Origin of the sequence: Arthrobacter tumbae (assembly GCF_016907495.1) — a bacterium.
GTDB lineage: Bacteria > Actinomycetota > Actinomycetes > Actinomycetales > Micrococcaceae > Arthrobacter_D > Arthrobacter_D tumbae.
The window spans coordinates 108,511-128,767 of the sequence record NZ_JAFBCC010000001.1 but is presented as its reverse complement, the minus strand read 5'-3'; the positions used below and the strand labels follow the sequence as shown (position 1 = coordinate 128,767).

Genomic DNA, 20,257 nt, shown 5'->3' with positions numbered 1-20,257 from the left:
CAGCGCCGCAGGGTAGGCCACACAATAAGACCCCGGAACAATGCGTTCCGGGGTCTTATTGTGGGCGCTTGTCGAAGCATTGCGCGATGAGAACCAGCACAGCACAGAACGACGGCGGCACTTGCGTGCCGCCGTCGTCGTCGGTTCGTCTCGCCGGATAGGCGCTGGAGCCTAGTCGAGATCCTCGCGGTTGGGACGTCCGAACTTCTGCGCGTACCGGTAGAGGAAGGCAGCGATCGCGTCGCGTGCGACTGCCGCGCCGGGGCGGAAAGTGCCGTCCGGGTAACCGGTGGTGATGCCTGTCGATGCGAGCCAGCTGATCTCCCGGTAGAACTGGTGACCGGGCAGTACATCCAGGAATACGCCTGCCGATTCAACATCGGGTTCACCGGCGATCCGGTATAGGAACGCCGCCATCGCCTCACGGGACACTGATCCCAGCGGCCGGAAGGTGCCGTCGTCGTACCCGGTGGTGATTCCCTCTTCGGCAAGCCAACTGATTTCCAGGCGGAAGGGGTTGCTCGCTGGCACGTCCCTGAAAGTGTTCTCGACCTCGTGTTCAGGCTTGCCGCAAAGTCGGTATAGGAACGCTGCCATAGCTTCGCGGGAGACCGGCGCCAGCGGGCGGAAGGTCTGGTCCGGCCAGCCGGTGGTAATGCCGTTGACGGCCAGCCAGCCTATCTCCTTGCGGAACTGGGTGCCTGGCGGGACGTCCCTGAACTCGGGAGCCAGCGGATAGGTCGGCGGAACCGAACCGTCATCCCAGTACCCCGGAGCGGCGAGGATGGGATCGTGGTTCGGCGGCTCCAGTTCGGCCGCGCCCACCCGGAACTGAACCATCATGTCGTGATCCTCATGCGGAAGGTTGTGGCAGTGCACCATGTAGCGGCCCCGGTGTGGACCGAACTTCATCAGCAATTGCACCGTCTCACCTTCCCCGACGTAGACGACGTCCTTGGGACCCTGTTCGTAGGCGTAGGTTGACCGGTCCTCTCCACCGATGATCTTGAAGTCCACCAAGTGGACATGGATCGGGTGGAACCAGCCTCCGGAACTGTTCTCGAAGGACCAGATCTCCGTGTCACCGAGATCCGGATTGGCGATGACGTCCTGATAGTTGCTGGCGATGACGTCAGCCCAGCCGCGGTCGTCAATGGTCCAGATACTGTCAGTTTTCTTCACCCGGAAGTGGCGCCTCTTTATGGCGTCCTGTGGCTGGAGCGCCATGACTTCATTGTGCGGGTCCAGTTCGTAGGGCAGCGTGTTCCAGGTGCCGTCACTGGTGTCCACTGGAGCGTCCACAACATCGAAGGCCATGATCTTGTTGGTGAAGTCGTAGTCCACATTGTTCCTGTTGGAGCTGTTCAGCAGTTCGACTCTTTGGCCGGGCTGGTAGTTGCGGAAGTCGATGAGAATCTCATAGCGTTCAGCACCCGCGTGACGCCATTCACCAACCTGCTGCGCATAGGGCATCAGGCCTCCGTCGGTGGCCACCATCGTTACGGGTTCCCCCGTGCTCAGCCGGAACCGGAAGGACCGGGAGATACTGCAGTTGAGCACGCGGAAACGGTAGATACGCCGTTGAACCTGCATGACCGGCCACGGTTGTCCGTTGACAAAGATGACGTCACCCCACAGACCGGAGTGCGAGTTGTCGTCGTACGCCAGTTGGCCGTTCGCGGCGAACATCGCATCACTGATAGTGAGCGCGACATCGAACTCACCTTGGGGAAGGAGCGCACGTTCCAACGGATCGTGCAGGTGGTACTGCGCGGCGAGACCGGAATATGCGTTTTGTGCAGTCTGGTGGACTCCATGATCGTGATACCAGAGAGTGCGCGCCGGCTGGGCGTTAGCGTATTGGTAGTCCTTCACGAATCCCGTGTTCGTGACGTCACTCGCATAGCCGTCAAATTGGGGCAGCGAAGCGGACCCGTGCAGATGAGTGGAGGTGGCGAGCGTATATCCCGCAGAGGGGTGTATGGCGGGAAGGTGGTTGCACACCCGCAGAAAAGCCTTTTCTCCCTGCTCAAGACTGATCGTGGGACCAGGAAAGATGCCGTTGTAACCCAGGATCGGCGTGAGCATATTCCGATTCGGCAGCATCGAAGCCATGGCAGCCGTTTCGTCAACCGAAAAGTACTTGATGGTCTCGCCGTCGCTGGGGTCCGTGCCAACAGCGTAGGGTACTAAGAATGGCGCCTGCGTGAACCGCGTCCGGTACGGGACCGGCATCTGTTCTTCGGGTAGGGCGCTCGCCGACTTGGCTTCGATCGATCGAAGCGGTGTCGCCAATGCTCCGGCCCCCAATACACCCAGGCCGCTGAACAGCAGCACTTGGCGTCGCGAAACTGACATGGTTTTCTCCTTTTTCTCCTGCTTTTGCTATCTCAGGGTCCACCGTTGGAATTGTGGAAACCCTGTACTCCGGGAAGCTGCGGGCTGGGACTACGCCGCTGCGAGCGCTCGCCGAAGGAATGAGTTCAATACGTTGCCGGCCTCGCGGAGGGACTTACCAGCAGCGGGCGTTGCAGCCGGAACTTCCACGCCCGTCCGGGAAATCTGGTTGTGAAGGAGGAGGAGAGCCGAAAGCACGTCGGACAGTTCCCCTTCGCTATCGGCCGTAGCCTGCAGCAACCTTGCATGCGCCGCTTTCAGTGCAGGGCCGGGGGAGCATCCGAGCTCGCGATGCATGATCCGGCGGCAACGTTCATAACTTTGAAGACCCTCCGTGTGACGGCCGGAAGCCTCCAGCGCCAGGATCAGCGAGGTCCACGCCCGTTCATTGAGTGCATCCTGCGCTGTGATCTGGTTGGCCCAGGTGATGGCCAGATCGTATGCGCCGACAGCTGTGGCGGTCTCAGCGGCGAACAGCTTGGCCTCGGTGACCCTGGCCGCATGCAAATCGCGCTCTTCCTCGGCCCAGGCGGGGAGCAGCTCGTCACCGAGGAGTGGCGCATCCGCAAATGCAAGTGCTTCCTGCATCAGCTTCAAGCCTTCAATCGGCTCGCACTGATGCGCGAGGCGCACCGAACGCTCGAACCGGGCGAGATCCACATCAACCAGCGTGCGGTCGATGACGTAGCCGCCGGTAGTGGTGCGCAGTACTCCGTTCTTGCCGGCGCCGGGCTGCAGGTTGCGGCGCAGGACACTTACGTAGCTTTCGAGTGTCGGAAGCGCCTCAGCCGGAGGGTTACCGTTCCACAGGAGGCTGATGAGCTTGTCTTTTGATACTGGATTACCGAGATTGATGAGCAGGATTTCGAGGATCTGCCGGGGCTTCGGGCCGCCAAAATCCTTCGCGCTGAGAGTCACCCCATCACGGACGATCTGCAAGCTCCCGATGACTTTCACGGACAGTACGTTTGCCGGGGTCCGGACGGGGACCGTGGCGCTGGATGCCGGGGTGGGGTAGGAATCTGACTTCAACATGATGGAGACCTCATACTTCTGAGCGGGTGTTGATGCCTCCAAGGTAGGGATTGGGTAGCGGCTCCGGCTTGAGTAGGAACTACCCGAATATTTCCCGGATCACAGGCCGATCACGCAGAAACGGTACTCACCTGGTAGCTGAGTACCGTTTCGGGTAGTGCGTAAGTAGTACTTGCTGAGTACTGAGTAGTGGGCTCTCAGCCCACCCATTTTCAGGAAGTGTGGTGTTCCGTGCCCAGGGACAACCGCAACCCATCCGGCCCCTCAAGGACGAGAGCGAGTGCCCGGTTGGGGATTTCGAAAACCAGTGTTGCGTTGATCGTTCCGCCCTGGGCCACGTTTTCGCTTGAGGGGGAGGACCATAGAACTCCCGGGGTCCCGGTTCCGAGACCGTCAAGCACGTAGTCTTCGGCCGCGAACTCAACTCCCTGACCTTCGAGAGCCGTCAGCTCAAGTAGTACCCGCACCCGATGACCGCCTTCGGTGACCGGGCGCTCCAACTCGGATACTGAAACCGGCGCTGACCAGCCGTCTGTCTCAAGGGGGATAATCCCATTGATGCGTGCCAGCCCGCCATCGACGGCGCCGGCCGCCCCCAGCATGGTTGCTGGCTCATCCTTGTCCACTGTGAAGACAAACAGCAGCCCTCCGGTAAGAGCTGCAACTAGCAGGAGAGGGATCAGCAACCGAAGGCGGCGGCGCATAGTGGGGCGCGTATCAGCGGCGGAGGTGTCCAAGGAACCGGAGCCGTCGGCGCTATCTGTCAGTGCGAAAGACGGGGCGCGGGTGTCTGAAGATGCCATGGTCGCCATGGTGGGTGCCGCACCATACGAAAACCTTTGAGCAGTGACCGAAGGAAGCATCCAAGGTTTTTTACAAGTTGCACCCGGGATGCTCAGTGAGGACAGCCGCACAACAGCGGTTGCTCACAATCACACGCAATGAGGGGCAGGTCTTGTAATGCTTAGTTATCGACGCCCCCGGGTGAACCGGGAAAGCAGCAGTACATCCGCAGGGAAGCGGATTGCCGCCATTACTGCGGCGGGCGCGGTGTGTCTGCCGCTTCTCGTCGCGCCATCGGTTGCGACGGCCGTAACAACTCCGGGCGGCGAAGGACTGGCCGCGGTCGGTCCAATCGACAATGCAAATGGGTACCCATTCTGGTATCAGGACAAGGGCATCGGTCTCGGCGACGCCGACACAACAAACGATGTTGCACCGCTCCGCCTGGAGCTGTGCCTCGAGATTGATATGTGCGGTGCGGAAATTCCGGTTCCCGCAGAGGACATCAAGTTCCCGGAGAACTATCCGGACGAGGGGTTCTGGTGGGCAGCGGAGGCCGAGATTGAGAATGCACCCGGTGACCGGGCGTTGCTGGTGTACGCCCAGGAAGCGGCATTCGGTGACGCCGGCGCCGTCGCGGTGGACAAGCAAGTAGCCTTCACCCGCCAACGCGTTCGTTTGGATGCGCTCCTTCCCAACGCCACGTACACCGTCACCACGCCCTACGGGACAGAGGAATTTGTCACGGACGTCGAAGGTGAAATCAACGACACCCAGGACATCGGCTGCATGAGTCCGCCCTGCGGGTTCGAACATGCCATGACGGGTCACATTGGTCCGTTCCTGCGGTGGACCGACTGGGAGACTGACCCACAACTGGTGAGGGAGACCGGCCAGTACATCGGTGACCCCGCGACTCCCCACACGGTCGAAGGCGGTACCGGCGACGAGAACGTCTTCCGAGTTGAAGGTCCGAATCCGGACGGTAGCAGCGCTCCCTGGTCCATGGAAACCGACCTCTTCTCCGTCACCGGCAAGGTCGCCCAGCTGAAGACCACCATCGATAAGCCGGGCGATCTGTTCGGCGCAGCCACGCAAGTGCGGATTCAATCGTCATTTCCGGGTGAGTCTGACATTCTCTACACACTCGATGGAAGTGATCCACTAGGACCGGACGGCATTCGCGTCGCCTCCGAGGCACTTGTCACCATCCCGGGTCCGACGCCCGAGCAAGGAACCATCGCAGATACGGTTCTGCGCTACGTAGCGGTTGGCTCAGGTCAGACAACCGAACCACAGACGCACGAATACAGGGTGGACACCAGCCTGCCCGTCGTCACGGCAACACCTTCCGGTGCTGCGGCTTCGGCACCAGACGTGAGTCCGATCGTGCTCAAGGGATCACAGATGATCACCTTGACGGCGGCTGTTGGCGCGAATGCGGATGCGGTTTCGACAATTTACTACACCACCGATGGAACCCGGCCGCGCCTGGTGGATGGTGCACCCGCCGGATCCACTCAGGAGTACACGGGGCCGTTCCAGTTCACTCGCAGCGGCACGGTCAACGCCATCGCGGTCACCACCGACGGCGTGACGGGTCCGAACACCAACGTCAAGTACACGGTGCGGCATCTGGATGTCATCAATGAGCCGGCTGCACCGGGATCCCGGAACCACCCGTTCCCGACGACGGTGAAGGACTACGGAACGGTGGACGCAGCAGGTAACACGGTCCTGGCTCCGGTAGAGCTCGCGCTCTGCCTCAATGACCCGAACTGCGCTCTTGAAGTGCCGTTTGATACCACGCGGGCGTCCTACCCGGACAACTTCCCGAGTGAATCCTTCTGGTGGGCAGCAGATGCCGAGATACCGGTCGGTACCGAAGGGCGTGCCCGCCTGGTCCTGGCTCTCGAGGCAGCCTTTGCCAACGAGGTGCCGCGCGACGGTGACGAGATTGCCTTCGGACGTACCAGGTACTCGATGCGGGGCCTTACTCCCGGAGTGACGTACCGGATCACCCACCCGTACGGCGTGGACGTTCTCACTGCAGATACTGCGGGCGACATCCGGTACACCAACGACGTCGGTTGCCTGGATGTGAATTGCTCCTTCGATCTCATGGCCCAGGCCGGCATCGGTCCGCTCCTTCGCCAGCCGAACGCACCTGCCGGCTACCTTGGAGACGGCGCGACGGAAGCCCCGGTTGTTGGAAGCCCGTTTGATACCAACTACTTCCAGCTCGAAGCCATCACCGATGCTGCCGGCGCCGAGCTTGCCGAGGCCCAACTGATCGGCAAGACCGAGAACTTCTCGATCGTCGGCCGACTGGCAAGTACGCCTGAGCCAGAGCTTCCCAGCACTGTTCCCGATGCGGTAGCGGCACCCGTGGTTGACGCAGCGGCCGCACCCCGGATCGGCGAGGCTGTCGTTCAGCTCACCGCTCCCAACGACGGCGGTTCACCGATCACCGGTTTCGTAGTTCGGGTGACCGATGCGGCAGGCACTCAGCTGGGTGCGCTCCGCACGGCACCGGCCACGGCAACGAGCCTGACCATCACCGGCCTTCGGGCGGATATCGCCACCCGATTCCAGGTAGCAGCGGTCAACGACATCGGACAGGGCGCCTTTTCACCACTGTCGGAGGCACTGCCGGCCCTGCCTGCACCGTTCTCGGACGTGCCGCAAGGCATCCAGTTCTTCACCGAGATGGCTTGGCTGGCGGATAGCGGGATCACCAATGGCTGGACTGACGGGACCTTCCGTCCAGTCACTCCGGTGAACAGGGACGCCATGGCGGCCTTCCTCTACCGGATGGCGGGCGAGCCGAGCTATAGCGCTCCAACAGTGTCGCCATTCAAGGACGTCAAGCCCGGCATGGAGCACTACAAGGAAATGGCCTGGCTGGCTGAGCAGGGCATCTCCAAGGGCTGGGATGACGGAACCTTCCGTCCGACCACTCCGGTGAACAGGGATGCGATGGCTGCCTTCCTCTTCCGGATGGCGGGTTCGCCCACCGAAGGATTCGAACCGACTACCTTCCCGGATGTCACGACCGGTAACGAGTTCTTCGACGAGATCAGCTGGCTAGCCTCCACCGGCATCACCACCGGGTACCCCGACGGTACGTTCAAGCCGGTGCAGTCCGTGAACAGGGATGCGATGGCTGCCTTCCTGTACCGGTTCGACGTCCTCTGATCCAACCCAGGGGCCGGAAAGACCCACAACAGAATAGACCTACCTGAGGAAAGACCCCGAAACCCCGGTATCGTGCCCCCGATGCCGGGGTTTCGGGCTGTCCGCGGGCTACGGAGGCCGGAGCCAGCCGCCCGGCGCAACGAAGCGACAACAACAACGGCGGCAGGGTAACTTTCTAGGGTGAGTTCTGCGCAGAAATCCCCGTTCTACATCACTACAGCCATCACCTACCCCAACGGCGTGCCGCACATCGGGCACGCGTATGAGTATGTGGCCACCGACGCCATTGCGCGTTTCAAGCGGCTGGACGGCTACGACGTCATGTTCCTCACGGGTACCGACGAGCACGGCATGAAGATCGCCCAGACGGCAGAGAAAGAGGGGATCACGCCCAAGCAACTCGTGGACCGCAACGCAGCGGTCTACCAGGCTGCCCATGCTGACCTCGCCATCAGCTATGACCGTTTCATCCGTACCACGGACGAGGACCACTATGCCGCCTCGCAGGATATCTGGCGCCGGATGGAAGCCGCCGGCGATATCTACCTCGACAAGTACGCCGGCTGGTACTCGGTACGGGACGAGGCCTATTACACCGAGGAAGAGACCGAGGTGCGTGAGGATGGCATCCGCTACTCGAAGGACACCGACACCGAGGTGACGTGGACGGAGGAGGAGAGCTACTTCTTCCGCCTGTCCACCTACCAGGACCGGCTCCTGGCACTGTACGCGGAGCAGCCGGAATTCGGTGCACCGCAGTCCCGCTTCAACGAGGTCATCAGTTTTGTTAAGCGGGGCCTGGACGATCTCTCGATCAGCCGCACCACGTTTGACTGGGGTGTACCTGTGCCCGGCAACCCCCAGCACGTCATGTACGTCTGGGTGGATGCTCTCACCAACTATCTGACCGGGGTGGGCTATCCGGACACCGAGTCGGAGCAGTTCCGCAGGTACTGGCCCGCAGACGTGCACGTGATCGGCAAGGACATCTCCCGCTTCCACGCGATCTACTGGCCCGCCTTCCTGATGTCCGCCGGCATCGAGCTTCCCAAGCGGGTCATGATTCACGGCTTCCTGCATAACAAGGGCGTGAAAATGTCCAAGTCCCTGGGCAACGTGATCGCGCCGAAGGACTGGATGGAGCAGTACGGCCGGGACCAGATCCGCTTTTTCCTGCTGCGTGAGGTGCCCTTCGGAGCGGATGGCTCCTACAGCCATGAGGCCATCGTGACCCGGATGAATTCCGACCTCGCGAACAATCTGGGGAACCTCGCCCAGCGGTCGCTGTCCATGGTGGCGAAGAACTGTGACTCACTGGTGCCTGCACCGTCGTCGTTATCTGTCGCGGACCAGCGCATCCTGGCCGCAGCGAACACGCTGCTGGACACCTGTCGGGCGGCGTATGACAAGCAGGAGCTGTCCCGCGCGCTCGAGGCGATCTGGACGGTCCTCGGCGACACGAACGCGTACTTCGCCGAGCAGCAGCCCTGGGTGCTGCGGAAGACTGACCTCGACCGCATGAACACGGTCCTCTACGTGACCCTGGAGGTCCTCCGGATCGTGTCTATCCTGGTCCAACCTGTGATGCCGGACGGCGCCGCGAAGCTGCTCACGGTTCTGGGCCAGGGCACCGCGAACGACGACGACGCCCGCCGGTTCAGCGCGATCGCCACTCCGTTGGTTCCCGGCATTGCCCTTCCGGCGCCCGCACCGATCTTCCCGAAGTACGAGGAGCCCACCGAAAATTAATTCATTTGTCAGGACGCGCCCTTATCGCTCCGCCATTCGGGGCGTGTCCTGACAAATCAACGGGGGTCAGGCGCGGAAACGCTCGGCGGCCGTGCTCACCATGATGGCGGCGATCTCCCGCTGTTGTCCGCGCGCCCGCTCGGCAAGCTGCGTAAGGTGCCCCCGGTCGTATCCGGCAAAGGACCAGCCGTCATCCAGCAGCGCCAGGAGGGTCTCCCACAGCGCTTCCTTGCCGCGGACGAGGCTCTGGAGTGCCTCCAGCTCCAGCTGCGCCCCCGGCCCGTTCTCCGCCTTGCTCACGTTGAGGGGGTTCAGGCGCGCGGCGGCAGCGCTGACGTGGCCGAAAAACATCTTCGCGGGGTTCGGGCGGTGTCCCTGGGCGCGCAGGGAGGTAAGCAGCTCACTGCGCTCGTGGTTGATCTCGTCGTGCAGGCGGGACAGCGTGCGCCCGTGCCGGGTGCCGGCCCAGGTCCGGGCGGCTGCCTGGAAGAGGCGCACCCCTCCGGTCGCTCCGAGGAGATGGTCCTCCAGGTAGCGAAACAGCCATTGCCGTTCTTCCCGGGTGGGGTTCTTCACCGGTCCTCCTGATTGCTTCACGGCCCGCACCTGCGGGCCGTGAAGCAATCCTTGCAGGTCAGCCCTCCACGGCCAATCCCTGGACGGGGGAGAGCCTCGCTGCGCGACGGGCAGGCAGTACTGATGCCGCCAGTCCCGCAGCAGTCGCGACAAGGAGCACGCCCGCCAGCTGCAGCCACGGGAACGACGGCGTCACAACAGCCACCAGGCCCAACGCGGACTGGGCGCCTCGCCAGCCGTAGAGCATTCCGAGTACGATCCCGATCAGCGCTGCCACCCCGGCGATCAGGACTGCTTCCACTGCCAGCATGCCGCGCAGCTGGCCCCGGGTCAGCCCTAGTGCGCGTAGGAGCGCCGATTCACGCGTGCGCTCAAGCACCGAAAGGGACAGGGTATTGGCTACCCCGATGAGCGCGATCAATACGGCGACAGCCAGGAGCGCTGTCACAACCAGCAGCAGGACGTCGATGATCTGATTGAAGGTCGCCCGCTCCAGCGCCGCTCCCGAGACGAGATACTCGGACACACCCAGGGCGTCCACCACACTCGTGCGGAGCTGCATGATTTCTCCGGAACCCAGTGAGTCATCCAGCTTCAGCCAGAGGACTCCGGCTGCGTCCGTTCCCTCCAGCTGCCCGAGCTGATCGGCAGTGGCCGGCGTGATGAGGGGAACAATCGTGCGGCTTTCGGCTTCCTTCACGGGAAGAACCCGGGTACTGGAGGAACCGGATACCTCCAGCTCGGTCACTTGGGTGCCGTCCGGCATCGCCACTTCACCATCCTGCGGGTACGCGGTCTCCGAGCGCAGGACCGCTTCCGCGTCGGCGGACGAGAGGCTGTAGACCGTCAGTGCGCCGGCGTCCTCTGTGGTGCGGGCCACCGGCAGGGGTTGCACCACTGCGTCGACTCCGTCCAGCGCCAGCAGGGTGTCCGCAGCTTCCGGGTCTTCTCCGCCGTCAAGCTGCACGGCCAGATCCACCGGGTAATTCTGCGCCAGGGCATCATCGAAAGCTGTCCGCGATGTCTGTGCTCCGGTCATCATCATGCTGACGAGCGTGACGCCGACAAGCAGGGCTGTTGCTGTCGCCGTCGTTCGGGCCGGGTTGCGCACCGCGTTCACCGCTGCGAGCTTTCCGGGTACGCCCAAAGGGGAGGCAAGTCGACCGACGCCCGTGACGAGTGCCGGGACGAACAGGCCGGCGCAGAGCAGGAATCCGAGGAAGGACAGCGCACCACCGGGCAAAGCCAGCAGCAGGTTGGCCTGAGCGGCGCCGACCGCGAGCAGCGCGCTGCCTGCCACGACCGCCAGCACACCGATTCCCAGGCGGACCCGGCCGCGGCGGGTGGTGACGCCTGCATGTTCGGCCGGCCGGAGGGCGGCAAGGGGAGCGACGGCGGTGGCTGCCCTTGCCGGCACGAGTGCTGCTGCGATGGTCATGAGGATTCCAACCACCATGCCGCCCACGACGGCCGATGCCGGCACTGCAAGGGTTGCAAATTCACTGCCCGGAACCGTTCGGGCAAGGGACACGAGCGCCCACATGACACCGGCAGCGAGCAGGACACCGAGGGCCGAGGACACCGTGCCGACAACCGCAGCTTCCAGGAGAACCGAGCGGCGGATCTGCCCGCGGCCGGCCCCGATGCAGCGGAGCAGCGCGAGTTCCCGCGTGCGCTGGGCAACGAGCACCGAGAACGTGTTGGCGATCACGAGCGCCGTGACGATCACTGCGACGACGGCGAATGCCAACAGCACGATGGTCAGCTGGTCCTGTCCGCCGGAAAGGGCAGCGACATCCTCGGTCGTTTGTTCGGCTGCGGTGAGCACACTTGCCTCCGTGCCCGCGTCGGCCAGGACCTGGTCGACGGCGGTACCCACCTGGCCCGCCCCCGCCCCGTCTGTGAGAATAACCTGCAATTGCGACGTCGCACCGTCCGGTACGAGTTCATCGACCTGGAACGGGACGGCATGGAGTGCGATGGCCCCGGAGAGGAAAGGGTGGGCGGACGGTTCACTGAGCCCCGTGACGGTCAGCTCCATCCCGGATGCCGCGAGGTTCTCTGCGAGGGTGCCCTCGCGGAGAGCGGCGCCCTGCAGAGTGTCGCCGATTTCCACACCGAATTGTTCAGCCGACGCAGCGTCAATCACCACCTCGCCGGCGGATTCGGGCAGGTTACCTTCCTGCAGGACGAGGCCTTCCAGTACGGGCGGTGCCAGCGCGGAAAGATTCGCCATGTTCGTTGCGGTGCCGGCCTGGAGCACGAAGTACCCCTGCTGTTCCGCATGCACCACCTCGACTCCGGCTACTGAACTGACAGTGTCCGCCGCTGCCGGCAGCAGGGAGGAGCCGTCAGCCGAGGTCACGACGAGGTCGGCTTTGGAATATTCCGCACCGATGCTGTTCTGAAGCGTGGCAGTAGTGGTGGCGCCGACCATCAGGGTCGCGGCCAGGAAGCCGACACCGAGCATGACAGCCAGCCCGACGGCGATGTAGCGGCGGGCATGCCGCGAAACCTGGGACAGGGCAACAGTCAGCACGGTCAGGCTCCCAGCTGCGAGAGGGCGGAGAGGATGGCGTCGGGGGTGCTTCGTTCCAGTTCCCCCACCAGGGCTCCGTCCTGCATCAGGATCACGCGGTCGGCGTAGGAGGCCGCGACCGGGTCATGGGTCACCATGATGATGGTTCGTCCCATCTCCTGGCTGCTGCGCCTCAGGAGGGCCAGCACCTCCGCTCCCGAACGGGAGTCGAGGTTGCCGGTCGGCTCATCGCCGAAGATGACGTCCGGTCGCGTGAGCAGGGCACGGGCCACCGCCACGCGCTGCTGCTGCCCACCGGACAGCTCGTGCGGACGGTGGCTGAGCCGGTCGGTCAGGCCGAGAATGGTGCAGATCTGCTGAAGCCATTCTCGATCCACCTGCCCGCCGGCCAGCGCGACAGGAAGAGTGATGTTTTGTTCCGCGGTGAGCGTGGGGATCAGGTTGAAGGACTGGAACACGAAACCCACGCGGTCGCGGCGCAGCCTCGTCAGCTCGCCGTCGTTCAAGCCGGTGATGTCCGTGCCGCCCAGCAGAATACGACCGGAATCGGCAGTGTCGAGGCCGGCGAGGCAGTGCATGAGCGTGGACTTCCCGGAACCTGAGGGGCCCATGATTGCGGTGAAACGCCCGCTGGGGAAACTGACCGAGACATCGCGCAAAGCGTGCACTGTGGTGTTGTCCCGGCCATAGGACTTGTTGAGGGATTCGGCAGCAACCGCTGCAGCGGAAACGGAGGACGGCGCGGCAGCCGTCGAAAGATTCGGTGTCATGCTTTCACGCTAGGAAACGCGCGGGTGCCCGCGGATCGGACGGTGGGAGGTTCTTCGCAGCGCCGTCCTCCTACTGGAGGATGAGAGCGGCAACGGATCGGGATGAGGGTGTCAGGGCTGTACGACGCCGGCCTCATAGGCCAGCACCACTGCCTGCACGCGGTCCCTTGCGCCCAACTTGGCGAGAATGTGTCCCACGTGTGTCTTCACCGTGGCTTCCGAGAGGAACAGATCCGAGGCGATCTCGGTGTTCGATCTGCCCTGCGCAATCAGCGTGAACACTTCGCGCTCGCGGGCCGTGAGGCTCCCCACCAGGGACTTCGCCCGTTCGTTGGCTCCGGACGGCGCCCTCAGCAGCGGTGCCACGTGTTCCAGCAGCCTGCGCGTGGTTGACGGAGCGATGACGGCGTCACCCCGGTGAACCGTCCGCACCGCCTCGAGCAGTTCTTCGGGTGGCGCATCCTTCAGCAGGAAGCCGCTGGCCCCCGCCTGGATGGCTGCGAGCGCATATTCGTCCAGGTCGAACGTGGTCAGCACGATGATGCGCGGTCCGGAACCCTGTGCCTGCGCGAGGATGCGCCGGGTTGCCTCAATCCCGTCCATGCCGGGCATGCGAACATCCATCAGTACGACGTCGGCTACCGTAGACGCGAGCACTGAGACCGCCTCGGTGCCGGTGCCGGCCTGGCAGACAACATCGAGATCCGGTTGTGAGTTGATCAGCATCGAAAAACCGCTGCGGACCAGTTGCTGGTCATCGACCAGGGCAACCCGGATGGTGGCGGTGGAGGGCAGGGTGCTCATTCAGGCCTCTGTGTAGGGGATCAGTGCATGGACTTCGAAACCGCCGCCGCCGCGCGGACCGGTTTCCACTGTCCCATCGTAGAGTTTCAGCCGCTCGGTCATCCCACGAATGCCCTGGCCGGGATGAGCGTGGTTCCCGTCGAGGATTCCGCCGTCGGACGCTGCGCCGCGCCCGTCGTCGTCGACTGCCACTTCGAGCCCTTTTCCGGTCCAGGACAGCGAAACGGACGCCGATGCGCGTGGGCCGGCGTGCTTGAGGACATTGGTCAGCGCTTCCTGGATCACCCGGTAGACAGTAAGTTCGGCGCCCGTTGCCAACTGCCGCCGCGGAGTTCCCAGCTGCGTCAGCGCCACGTCAAGGCCTGCCTGCCGCACCGTTTCGATCAGATCGGGAACATCGGCCAGGGATGGAAGCGGGCGGGTGGGCGCGTCGTCGTCGTTCCTCAACACACCGAGCAGCCGGCGCATCTCGCGCAGCGACGCCCTGCCGGTCTCCGCGATCGTGCCGAGGGTGGAGGTAGCGACGGCGGGGTCTGCAGCGCCGGCGTAACGGGCCCCGTCCGCCTGCGCAATCATGACCGAGAGCGAATGGGCGACGATGTCATGCATCTCACGGGCAATGTGGCTGCGTTCATCGGCGGCCGCGAGGTCGCGTTCCTGTTGGTGCTCAATCTCAAGCCGGCGGGCGCGGTCCTGCAGCGCCTGCAGCGCCAGCCTGCGGTTTCGGGCAAGGTCACCGAACGCCCAGCACAGCAGCACCACTGCAACGGCGAAGAAGATGTACAACGCGTACAGGGGCAGCGCTGCGACTCCGGTCTGGTACTGGTTCAGCCCAAACTGTGCAACGCCGGCCACCATGCCGAAGGCAGCAACACCCACACCGCCCAGGCTTGCCCACCGTGGGCCGTAGGCAGCGAGCGCATACACCATGACGAGGACACTGATCTGGGCCGCAACCGGCGGCTGGTTGATGAGGAGCTGGCTGATGGACACCGCCGCGACCGCCGATGCGGCAGCGACGGTCCGGCTGCGCCGCCAGGCCAGGGGGATGACAAGCGCCGTCGAGACAACGAACTCGACGGGTGAATCGAGGAGAACGTATGGCAGCGCCAACAGGACGAATGCCGCTCCCGCCACAACGCGGTCGACTGTCCCTTGGTTCTCCCGTAGCCAGCGGGCCAACCGGTGGTGCGCATCCATAATGTCCAACTCTAGGGTGGGCAACGGCAGCGGACATCGCCCCAGGGGTGGAGTTACCGGACGCGCGTCGTAGGAGCCGGCAGCATCGGTTCGGTTGTCCGGGGCGTGAAGGAGAAGTCGCGGAGTGTCACCTGCTCCGGCCGGACCTGGTTCGGGTACCCACCCCCGCCGCCGGTGACCCACAGGTTGAAGTGGACCGCCTCGCGTGCCGGAACGGGAACGGTGGCACCCTCCAGGACGGTGCGTTTGAGCAGGGTGCCGGAGTATCCCTCGCCGGCGAACGTCTCATAGGTCAGCCTGCCGGGCTCCCAGACCAGCCGGTGAGTGAGTACGGGGTCCGGCGTGACGTCGAAATTGACAACAGTGCTGCCGATTCCGGCCGGCTTGGTCGCGTCGAACCAATAACCATGCCCCTGCCGGACCGGACGCGACCCGCCCCACGCGGACGCTTCGCAGACATCGATCTCGTTGTGGCCGGGAGCAGCATCGGGGTCATAAGTGAACATGCATCCCCACACCACTTCCTTCTGTAACGTCTGCAGGTTCCGCTCGACTCCAGCGCTGTATGTGCCGTAGCCAAAGCCGCGACGGGTGGACTGGAACTCCGCCGCTACGGGTGCATTACCTGACGGATTGGTGAGGGCAAGGCTGACCCGCCCGTTCGCGTCCGGCTCACTGACATTGGCCGGATCGAAACTGCCGTTGTAGTGCGGACCGCCGGTCCACGAACGCTTGAGCCAGTTATAGCCTTCCCACGTGAAATCGCCCGCAGGACCGGAATCTGTGTTCATTGTCCTATTGTCCGCGGCGGGGGCTGCGGAATGGCTGTACGGTGACAGCCCAGTATCACCGTCTCACTATCCGGGACTCGATTGTCCGTGATGCGGGATGGTTGCCTAGGCTGATCCCATGACTTCATCCAGCATCAATGTGGCAGTGATCCCCGGTGACGGCATCGGACCGGAGGTCATTACCGAGGCGGTCAAGGTGCTGCGCGCAGCAACAGCTGCCGCGGACGCGGAACTGACCCTGACGGATTACAAGCTCGGTGCCGAGCACTGGCTGACCACGGGGGAGACACTCTCGGAGGAGGTGCTGGACCGTTTGCGCACCCACGACGCCATCCTCTTCGGTGCCGTCGGTGCCGCCCCGGGAGATACCCGCATCCCTTCGGGGCTCATCGAGCGCGAAATGCTGCTCAAACTCCGTTTCAGCCTTGACCACTATGTCAACCTCCGTCCCTCACGCCTCTACCCCGGCGTACCGAGCCCGCTTGCCGATCCCGGCGAGATCGACTTCGTGGTGGTGCGGGAGGGAACCGAAGGACCGTATGTGGGCAACGGTGGAGCCCTGCGCACGGGCACACCCCATGAAATAGCCACTGAGGTTTCCGTGAACACCGCGCACGGCGTTGAACGCGTGGTCCGCGACGCTTTCCGCAGGGCGAGCGAGCGACCGCGGAAGCACCTCACCCTGGTACACAAGCACAACGTGCTGGTGCACGCGGGCCATCTGTGGAAGCGCACCGTCGAGGCCGTGGCAGTCGAGTTCCCGCAGGTTACCCACGACTACCTGCACGTCGATGCGGCCATGATCTTCCTGGTGACGGATCCCTCGCGTTTCGATGTCATCGTGACCGACAACCTCTTCGGCGACATCATCACGGACCTCGCCGCCGCCGTCACCGGGGGTATCGGCCTGGCTGCCTCCGGCAACATCAACATGGACCGCACGGCGCCTTCGATGTTCGAGCCGGTGCATGGTTCCGCCCCGGACATCGCGGGACAGCAGAAGGCTGACCCGACTGCAGCGATCCTTTCGGCAGCCCTGCTGCTGCGCCACCTCGGTTTCAGTGAGCAGGCGGAGCGGATCGAGGCGGCGGTGGAGAACGACGTCGCCACCCGGTCAGGCGCGCCACGCACCACCGCTGAAATTGGCGATGCGATTGCCGCCGCAGTGTCCTAAGCTGGTTAGGAACCATTAACTCAAGTGATCGTGAGTGCGTATCCCGTTCGGGATCACCGCCAGGCACGATTGTGTCTTTCGTAGCGCATACGGAGGGCAGGTAACCGTGGAGGAACCATGACAGCTACGCAGCTGGAATTCGCCCAGTACCCGTCGGCCAGCCCGAGGTCGGAGGCGGACCGGGAGGCTATTCTCGCCAACCCCGGGTTCGGCAACCACTTCACCGACCACACTGCGGTGGTGGATTTCGCTGTTGATACGGAGGGTGTCGGCGGATGGTCGGACGCGCGCCTGGAAGCGTATGGGCCCATCGCCATGGATCCGGCAGCTGCCGTGCTGCATTACGGGCAGGAGATCTTCGAAGGCATGAAGGCGTACCGTCACGCTGACGGTTCCATCTGGACCTTCCGGCCGGAGGCAAATGCGGCGCGGCTCAATCGTTCCGCTGCGCGGCTTGCACTTCCGCAGTTGCCCGAAGAGATATTCCTGGAGTCCCTGCGCCAGCTCGTTGCCGCTGACCAGGAGTGGGTGCCTACCCGCGACGGTGAGAGCCTCTACCTGCGCCCGTTCATGATCGCCACCGAAGCGTTCCTCGGTGTGCGTCCCGCCCGTGAGGTTTCCTACCGGGTGATCGCCTCGCCTGCGGCCAACTACTTCGGTGGGGAACTGGCCCCGGTGTCGATCTGGGTCTCCCGGAATTACGCGCGCGCAGGACGTGGCGGTACGGGCGCCGCCAAATGTGGAGGCAACTACGCGGCCTCGCTCGCAGCGCAGCTGGAGGCAGAGGCGCACGGCTGCAAGCAGGTGCTCTTCCTTGACCAGTTCAACGACAATGCCGTCGAGGAACTCGGTGGCATGAACGTCTTCTTCGTCTTCAAGGACGGCACTCTGGTCACGCCGGCATTGAGCGGGACCATCCTTGAGGGTATTACCCGTTCATCGATCATCCAGCTGGCAAAGGACCGCGGCCTTCAGGTGCAGGAGCGCACCATCACCCTTGATGAGTGGCGCGACGGCGTGGGCAACGGCGATATCGCGGAGGTGTTCGCCTGCGGCACCGCAGCAGTCATCACACCGATCGGCGAGCTGAAGGACGGCGAGGAGGTCATCAGCGCGCCGAATCCCTCGGCGGGCGAGGTCACCATGAGTATCCGTGAACAACTCCTGGGCATCCAGACAGGCAAGGTCGAGGATCCGCACGGCTGGATGACCCGCCTCGTGTAGCGGCTTCTGAACAGCATCAGGCCCGGCTTCCGATCAGGAAGGCCGGGCCTCATGCATTTTTCAGCTCTGCATCGCCGGACCGAGCGGGAGCGCCTTGCCTGAGCGCAGCAGCTCCGTGATCCCGGGCTCGGGAAGCGGCCTGCTGAAGTAGTAGCCCTGCCCGCTGATCTCGCCGAGGGAGCGCAGGAAATCAGCCTGTTCGTGGGTCTCGATGCCCTCGAACACTGCTCCGAGGCCGGCCGCCCGGATGAGCTGGAAGACAGCTGCCACAAACTCGGGCTGCCATGATCCCGTTGCGGGTTCGCGAAGGATGGAGCGGTCCACCTTCACCATGTCGACCGGTAGATTGCGCAGGTAGCTGATCGACGAGTAACCCGTGCCGAAATCGTCGATCTCAATGCACACGCCAAGCTGCTTGAGGCTCAGCAGCGAGTATGTTTCCACCTCGCCGCCGCTGACCAATGCGGATTCGGTGATCTCGATGACAAGTGAGGGCGGGGGTACAGACATGCGTTTGAGCAGTCCGCGGACAAAATCCACCATATCGAGCTGGCGCAGCTCGATCGCCGAGATATTGACGCGCACCTGGAAATCCTCGGGTACCAGCAGCGCCGCCCGCCAGATCGCATACTGCTGAAGGGCCGTGGCCATGACCCACCGGTCGAGTTCGGAAATGGCACCGATCTCTTCCGCAAGCGGAATGAACGAGTCCGGAGGAATCAGACCGCGGGTTGGGTGGTTCCAGCGCACCAGAACTTCCACCCCGTTGACCGACCCGTCGCGCAGGTTCACGATCGGTTGATAGTGCACGCACAGCTGGTCCGTCCCGATGGCGTCGCGCAGTTCCGAGGCCATCAGCGTGCGGAGCTGCCGGTCGTAGAGCATGACCGGTTCGAAGGTCTTGATGATGCTGCGACCCTCGTTCTTCGCCGCGTACATTGCCGTGTCGGCTTCATACAGCAGGGATTCGGCGGTGTGGTCAGCGGTAGCGAGGCGCAAACCTATGCTGGCGCGTGGATGCACGCTGAACTCGTCCACGTCGATGCTTTTCGCGAGCACTTCCAAGGCGCGGTTGGCTACACCGAGGGCGATCTCCATGGTTGATTGGGTGACCAGGATAGCGAATTCGTCGCCGCCCAGGCGAGCCACGGTGTCGGTCGCCCTGACAACTCCACGAAGGCGCTCCGCAACTTCGCGCAGGACGTCGTCGCCGGCGTCGTGCCCGAAGCGGTCGTTGACATTCTTGAATGAATCGAGGTCGAGAAGCAGCAGCGCCGGCGGAGGATTGCCATCCTGTTGTCCGGAGAGGGACTGCTCGATTTTCTCGACGAGGTCCACTCGGTTGGACAGCCCGGTCAGCGCGTCGGTCATCGCCATCCGCTTCATGTCCAGATGAGCCTGGTGAAGCATGGCCGTGCGGTTCTCCACGCGTTTTTCGAACTGCCTATACACCAGTTCGAGTTCTTCAGCCAGGAGGTTGACGCCGGTGATGACGGCGTCGACATCATCGCGCACCGGTGAGGGCGTCATCCTGCTGCTGAGGTCTCCCCGGGACAACTTCACGATGCCGTCGACCAGCATCGCCAGGCGGGGATCCCCGCCGTCAGCGGTCATCTGCAGGTTCCAGCAGCCAGGCGACGGCCCTATCTTCGTCACCGAAGTAGCGGGTGGGACACGGCGGTGGCTCGCCTCCAAGGAGGAAATTCGCGAGCACCCTGTCCACCGCGCTCGCTCCCACCACCGCGATGGCCGATGCCGAGCGGGAGCGGCTGAGAACGGCACGCGCCTCGCGACTGATCGACGCGACTCCGGTGATGTCAAGCAGGATCGGTGTCAGGACGCCGCTGGCCTCCGTACGGGCACGCTGCGCAAAAGTATCCGCTATCTCCTCCGTGATGTGCTCGCCTTGCGGCAGGACCAGACGGATGACGGATACCGGTGCCGTTGTGTCCGATCCTTCGCTGGGTACCAGCCAGAGTGCATTCATGCCGAGCGTCGCTTTCCTTGCTGGAGCGCC

At 63.7% G+C, this 20,257-nt stretch carries 15 protein-coding genes; 4 read left to right on the top strand and 11 right to left on the bottom strand.

What is annotated here, in order from left to right; genetic code table 11:
• Positions 1-171 precede the first annotated feature (171 nt).
• From JOD47_RS00615 to JOD47_RS00605, 3 genes are all read right to left on the bottom strand, one after another.
• Positions 172-2,358 carry an S-layer homology domain-containing protein gene (locus tag JOD47_RS00615; protein WP_204531032.1) on the bottom strand — a complete coding sequence of 729 codons (2,187 nt, stop codon included), beginning with the start codon at positions 2,356-2,358 and terminating at the stop codon, positions 172-174.
• 90 nt (positions 2,359-2,448) lie between these two features.
• Positions 2,449-3,432 carry an AfsR/SARP family transcriptional regulator gene (locus tag JOD47_RS00610; protein ID WP_204531030.1) on the bottom strand — a complete coding sequence of 328 codons (984 nt, stop codon included), beginning with the start codon at positions 3,430-3,432 and terminating at the stop codon, positions 2,449-2,451.
• 212 nt (positions 3,433-3,644) lie between these two features.
• The gene (locus tag JOD47_RS00605) at positions 3,645-4,235 is read right to left on the bottom strand and encodes a hypothetical protein (RefSeq protein ID WP_239547958.1); all 591 of its coding nucleotides are present in this window, start codon (positions 4,233-4,235) and stop codon (positions 3,645-3,647) included.
• 157 nt (positions 4,236-4,392) lie between these two features.
• Between JOD47_RS00605 and JOD47_RS00600 the strand changes: the two genes are divergently transcribed.
• Both JOD47_RS00600 and metG read left to right on the top strand, forming a co-directional pair.
• Positions 4,393-7,413, top strand: coding sequence for an S-layer homology domain-containing protein (locus tag JOD47_RS00600; protein WP_204531028.1), 3,021 nt, complete (start codon positions 4,393-4,395; stop codon positions 7,411-7,413).
• A 180-nt stretch (positions 7,414-7,593) separates the two neighbouring features.
• Complete coding sequence (gene metG, locus JOD47_RS00595; protein ID WP_204531026.1) at positions 7,594-9,162, top strand: methionine--tRNA ligase; 1,569 nt, start codon at positions 7,594-7,596, stop codon at positions 9,160-9,162.
• A 66-nt stretch (positions 9,163-9,228) separates the two neighbouring features.
• Here metG and JOD47_RS00590 read toward each other — a convergent pair whose 3' ends face one another.
• The 6 genes from JOD47_RS00590 to JOD47_RS00565 form a co-directional block, all read right to left on the bottom strand.
• Positions 9,229-9,738 carry a hypothetical protein gene (locus JOD47_RS00590; RefSeq protein WP_204531023.1) on the bottom strand — a complete coding sequence of 170 codons (510 nt, stop codon included), beginning with the start codon at positions 9,736-9,738 and terminating at the stop codon, positions 9,229-9,231.
• Between the two features lie 58 nt (positions 9,739-9,796).
• The gene (locus JOD47_RS00585; protein ID WP_204531008.1) at positions 9,797-12,277 is read right to left on the bottom strand and encodes an ABC transporter permease; all 2,481 of its coding nucleotides are present in this window, start codon (positions 12,275-12,277) and stop codon (positions 9,797-9,799) included.
• Between the two features lie 2 nt (positions 12,278-12,279).
• Positions 12,280-13,047 (bottom strand): ABC transporter ATP-binding protein, encoded by a 768-nt coding sequence (locus JOD47_RS00580; protein WP_204531005.1) that lies wholly within the window; start codon positions 13,045-13,047, stop codon positions 12,280-12,282.
• Positions 13,048-13,158: 111 nt separating this feature from the next.
• Complete coding sequence (locus JOD47_RS00575; RefSeq protein ID WP_204531003.1) at positions 13,159-13,851, bottom strand: response regulator; 693 nt, start codon at positions 13,849-13,851, stop codon at positions 13,159-13,161.
• Positions 13,852-15,051, bottom strand: a complete 1,200-nt coding sequence (locus JOD47_RS00570; RefSeq protein ID WP_204531001.1) for a sensor histidine kinase — start codon at positions 15,049-15,051, stop codon at positions 13,852-13,854.
• A gap of 53 nt (positions 15,052-15,104) precedes the next feature.
• Entirely contained in the window at positions 15,105-15,842 is a 738-nt protein-coding gene (locus JOD47_RS00565; protein ID WP_204530999.1) for a glycoside hydrolase family 16 protein, read from the bottom strand.
• A 118-nt stretch (positions 15,843-15,960) separates the two neighbouring features.
• On the opposite strand from JOD47_RS00565, the gene JOD47_RS00560 reads away from it, so the two are divergent.
• Positions 15,961-17,016 carry a 3-isopropylmalate dehydrogenase gene (locus tag JOD47_RS00560; RefSeq protein ID WP_204530997.1) on the top strand — a complete coding sequence of 352 codons (1,056 nt, stop codon included), beginning with the start codon at positions 15,961-15,963 and terminating at the stop codon, positions 17,014-17,016.
• 117 nt (positions 17,017-17,133) lie between these two features.
• Positions 17,134-18,240 carry a branched-chain amino acid aminotransferase gene (locus JOD47_RS00555; protein WP_204530995.1) on the top strand — a complete coding sequence of 369 codons (1,107 nt, stop codon included), beginning with the start codon at positions 17,134-17,136 and terminating at the stop codon, positions 18,238-18,240.
• A gap of 60 nt (positions 18,241-18,300) precedes the next feature.
• Here JOD47_RS00555 and JOD47_RS00550 read toward each other — a convergent pair whose 3' ends face one another.
• Positions 18,301-19,854, bottom strand: a complete 1,554-nt coding sequence (locus JOD47_RS00550) for a putative bifunctional diguanylate cyclase/phosphodiesterase (protein ID WP_204530993.1) — start codon at positions 19,852-19,854, stop codon at positions 18,301-18,303.
• The gene (locus JOD47_RS00545) at positions 19,844-20,227 is read right to left on the bottom strand and encodes a DUF7793 family protein (RefSeq protein WP_204530991.1); all 384 of its coding nucleotides are present in this window, start codon (positions 20,225-20,227) and stop codon (positions 19,844-19,846) included. The genes JOD47_RS00550 and JOD47_RS00545 overlap by 11 nt, the downstream gene beginning before the upstream one ends.
• Between the last annotated feature and the right edge of the window lie 30 nt (positions 20,228-20,257).

What these genes read in the sequence shown, in the direction of transcription:
- JOD47_RS00615 (WP_204531032.1), bottom strand. Translation starts at nt 2,358, where the DNA reads ATGTCAGTTTCGCGACGCCAAGTGCTGCTGTTCAGCGGCCTGGGTGTA.
- JOD47_RS00610 (WP_204531030.1), bottom strand. Translation starts at nt 3,432, where the DNA reads ATGTTGAAGTCAGATTCCTACCCCACCCCGGCATCCAGCGCCACGGTC.
- JOD47_RS00605 (WP_239547958.1), bottom strand. Translation starts at nt 4,235, where the DNA reads ATGGCATCTTCAGACACCCGCGCCCCGTCTTTCGCACTGACAGATAGC.
- JOD47_RS00600 (WP_204531028.1), top strand. Translation starts at nt 4,393, where the DNA reads ATGCTTAGTTATCGACGCCCCCGGGTGAACCGGGAAAGCAGCAGTACA.
- JOD47_RS00580 (WP_204531005.1), bottom strand. Translation starts at nt 13,047, where the DNA reads ATGACACCGAATCTTTCGACGGCTGCCGCGCCGTCCTCCGTTTCCGCT.
- JOD47_RS00575 (WP_204531003.1), bottom strand. Translation starts at nt 13,851, where the DNA reads ATGAGCACCCTGCCCTCCACCGCCACCATCCGGGTTGCCCTGGTCGAT.
- JOD47_RS00570 (WP_204531001.1), bottom strand. Translation starts at nt 15,051, where the DNA reads ATGGATGCGCACCACCGGTTGGCCCGCTGGCTACGGGAGAACCAAGGG.
- JOD47_RS00565 (WP_204530999.1), bottom strand. Translation starts at nt 15,842, where the DNA reads ATGAACACAGATTCCGGTCCTGCGGGCGATTTCACGTGGGAAGGCTAT.
- JOD47_RS00560 (WP_204530997.1), top strand. Translation starts at nt 15,961, where the DNA reads ATGACTTCATCCAGCATCAATGTGGCAGTGATCCCCGGTGACGGCATC.
- JOD47_RS00555 (WP_204530995.1), top strand. Translation starts at nt 17,134, where the DNA reads ATGACAGCTACGCAGCTGGAATTCGCCCAGTACCCGTCGGCCAGCCCG.
- JOD47_RS00550 (WP_204530993.1), bottom strand. Translation starts at nt 19,854, where the DNA reads ATGACCGCTGACGGCGGGGATCCCCGCCTGGCGATGCTGGTCGACGGC.
- JOD47_RS00545 (WP_204530991.1), bottom strand. Translation starts at nt 20,227, where the DNA reads ATGAATGCACTCTGGCTGGTACCCAGCGAAGGATCGGACACAACGGCA.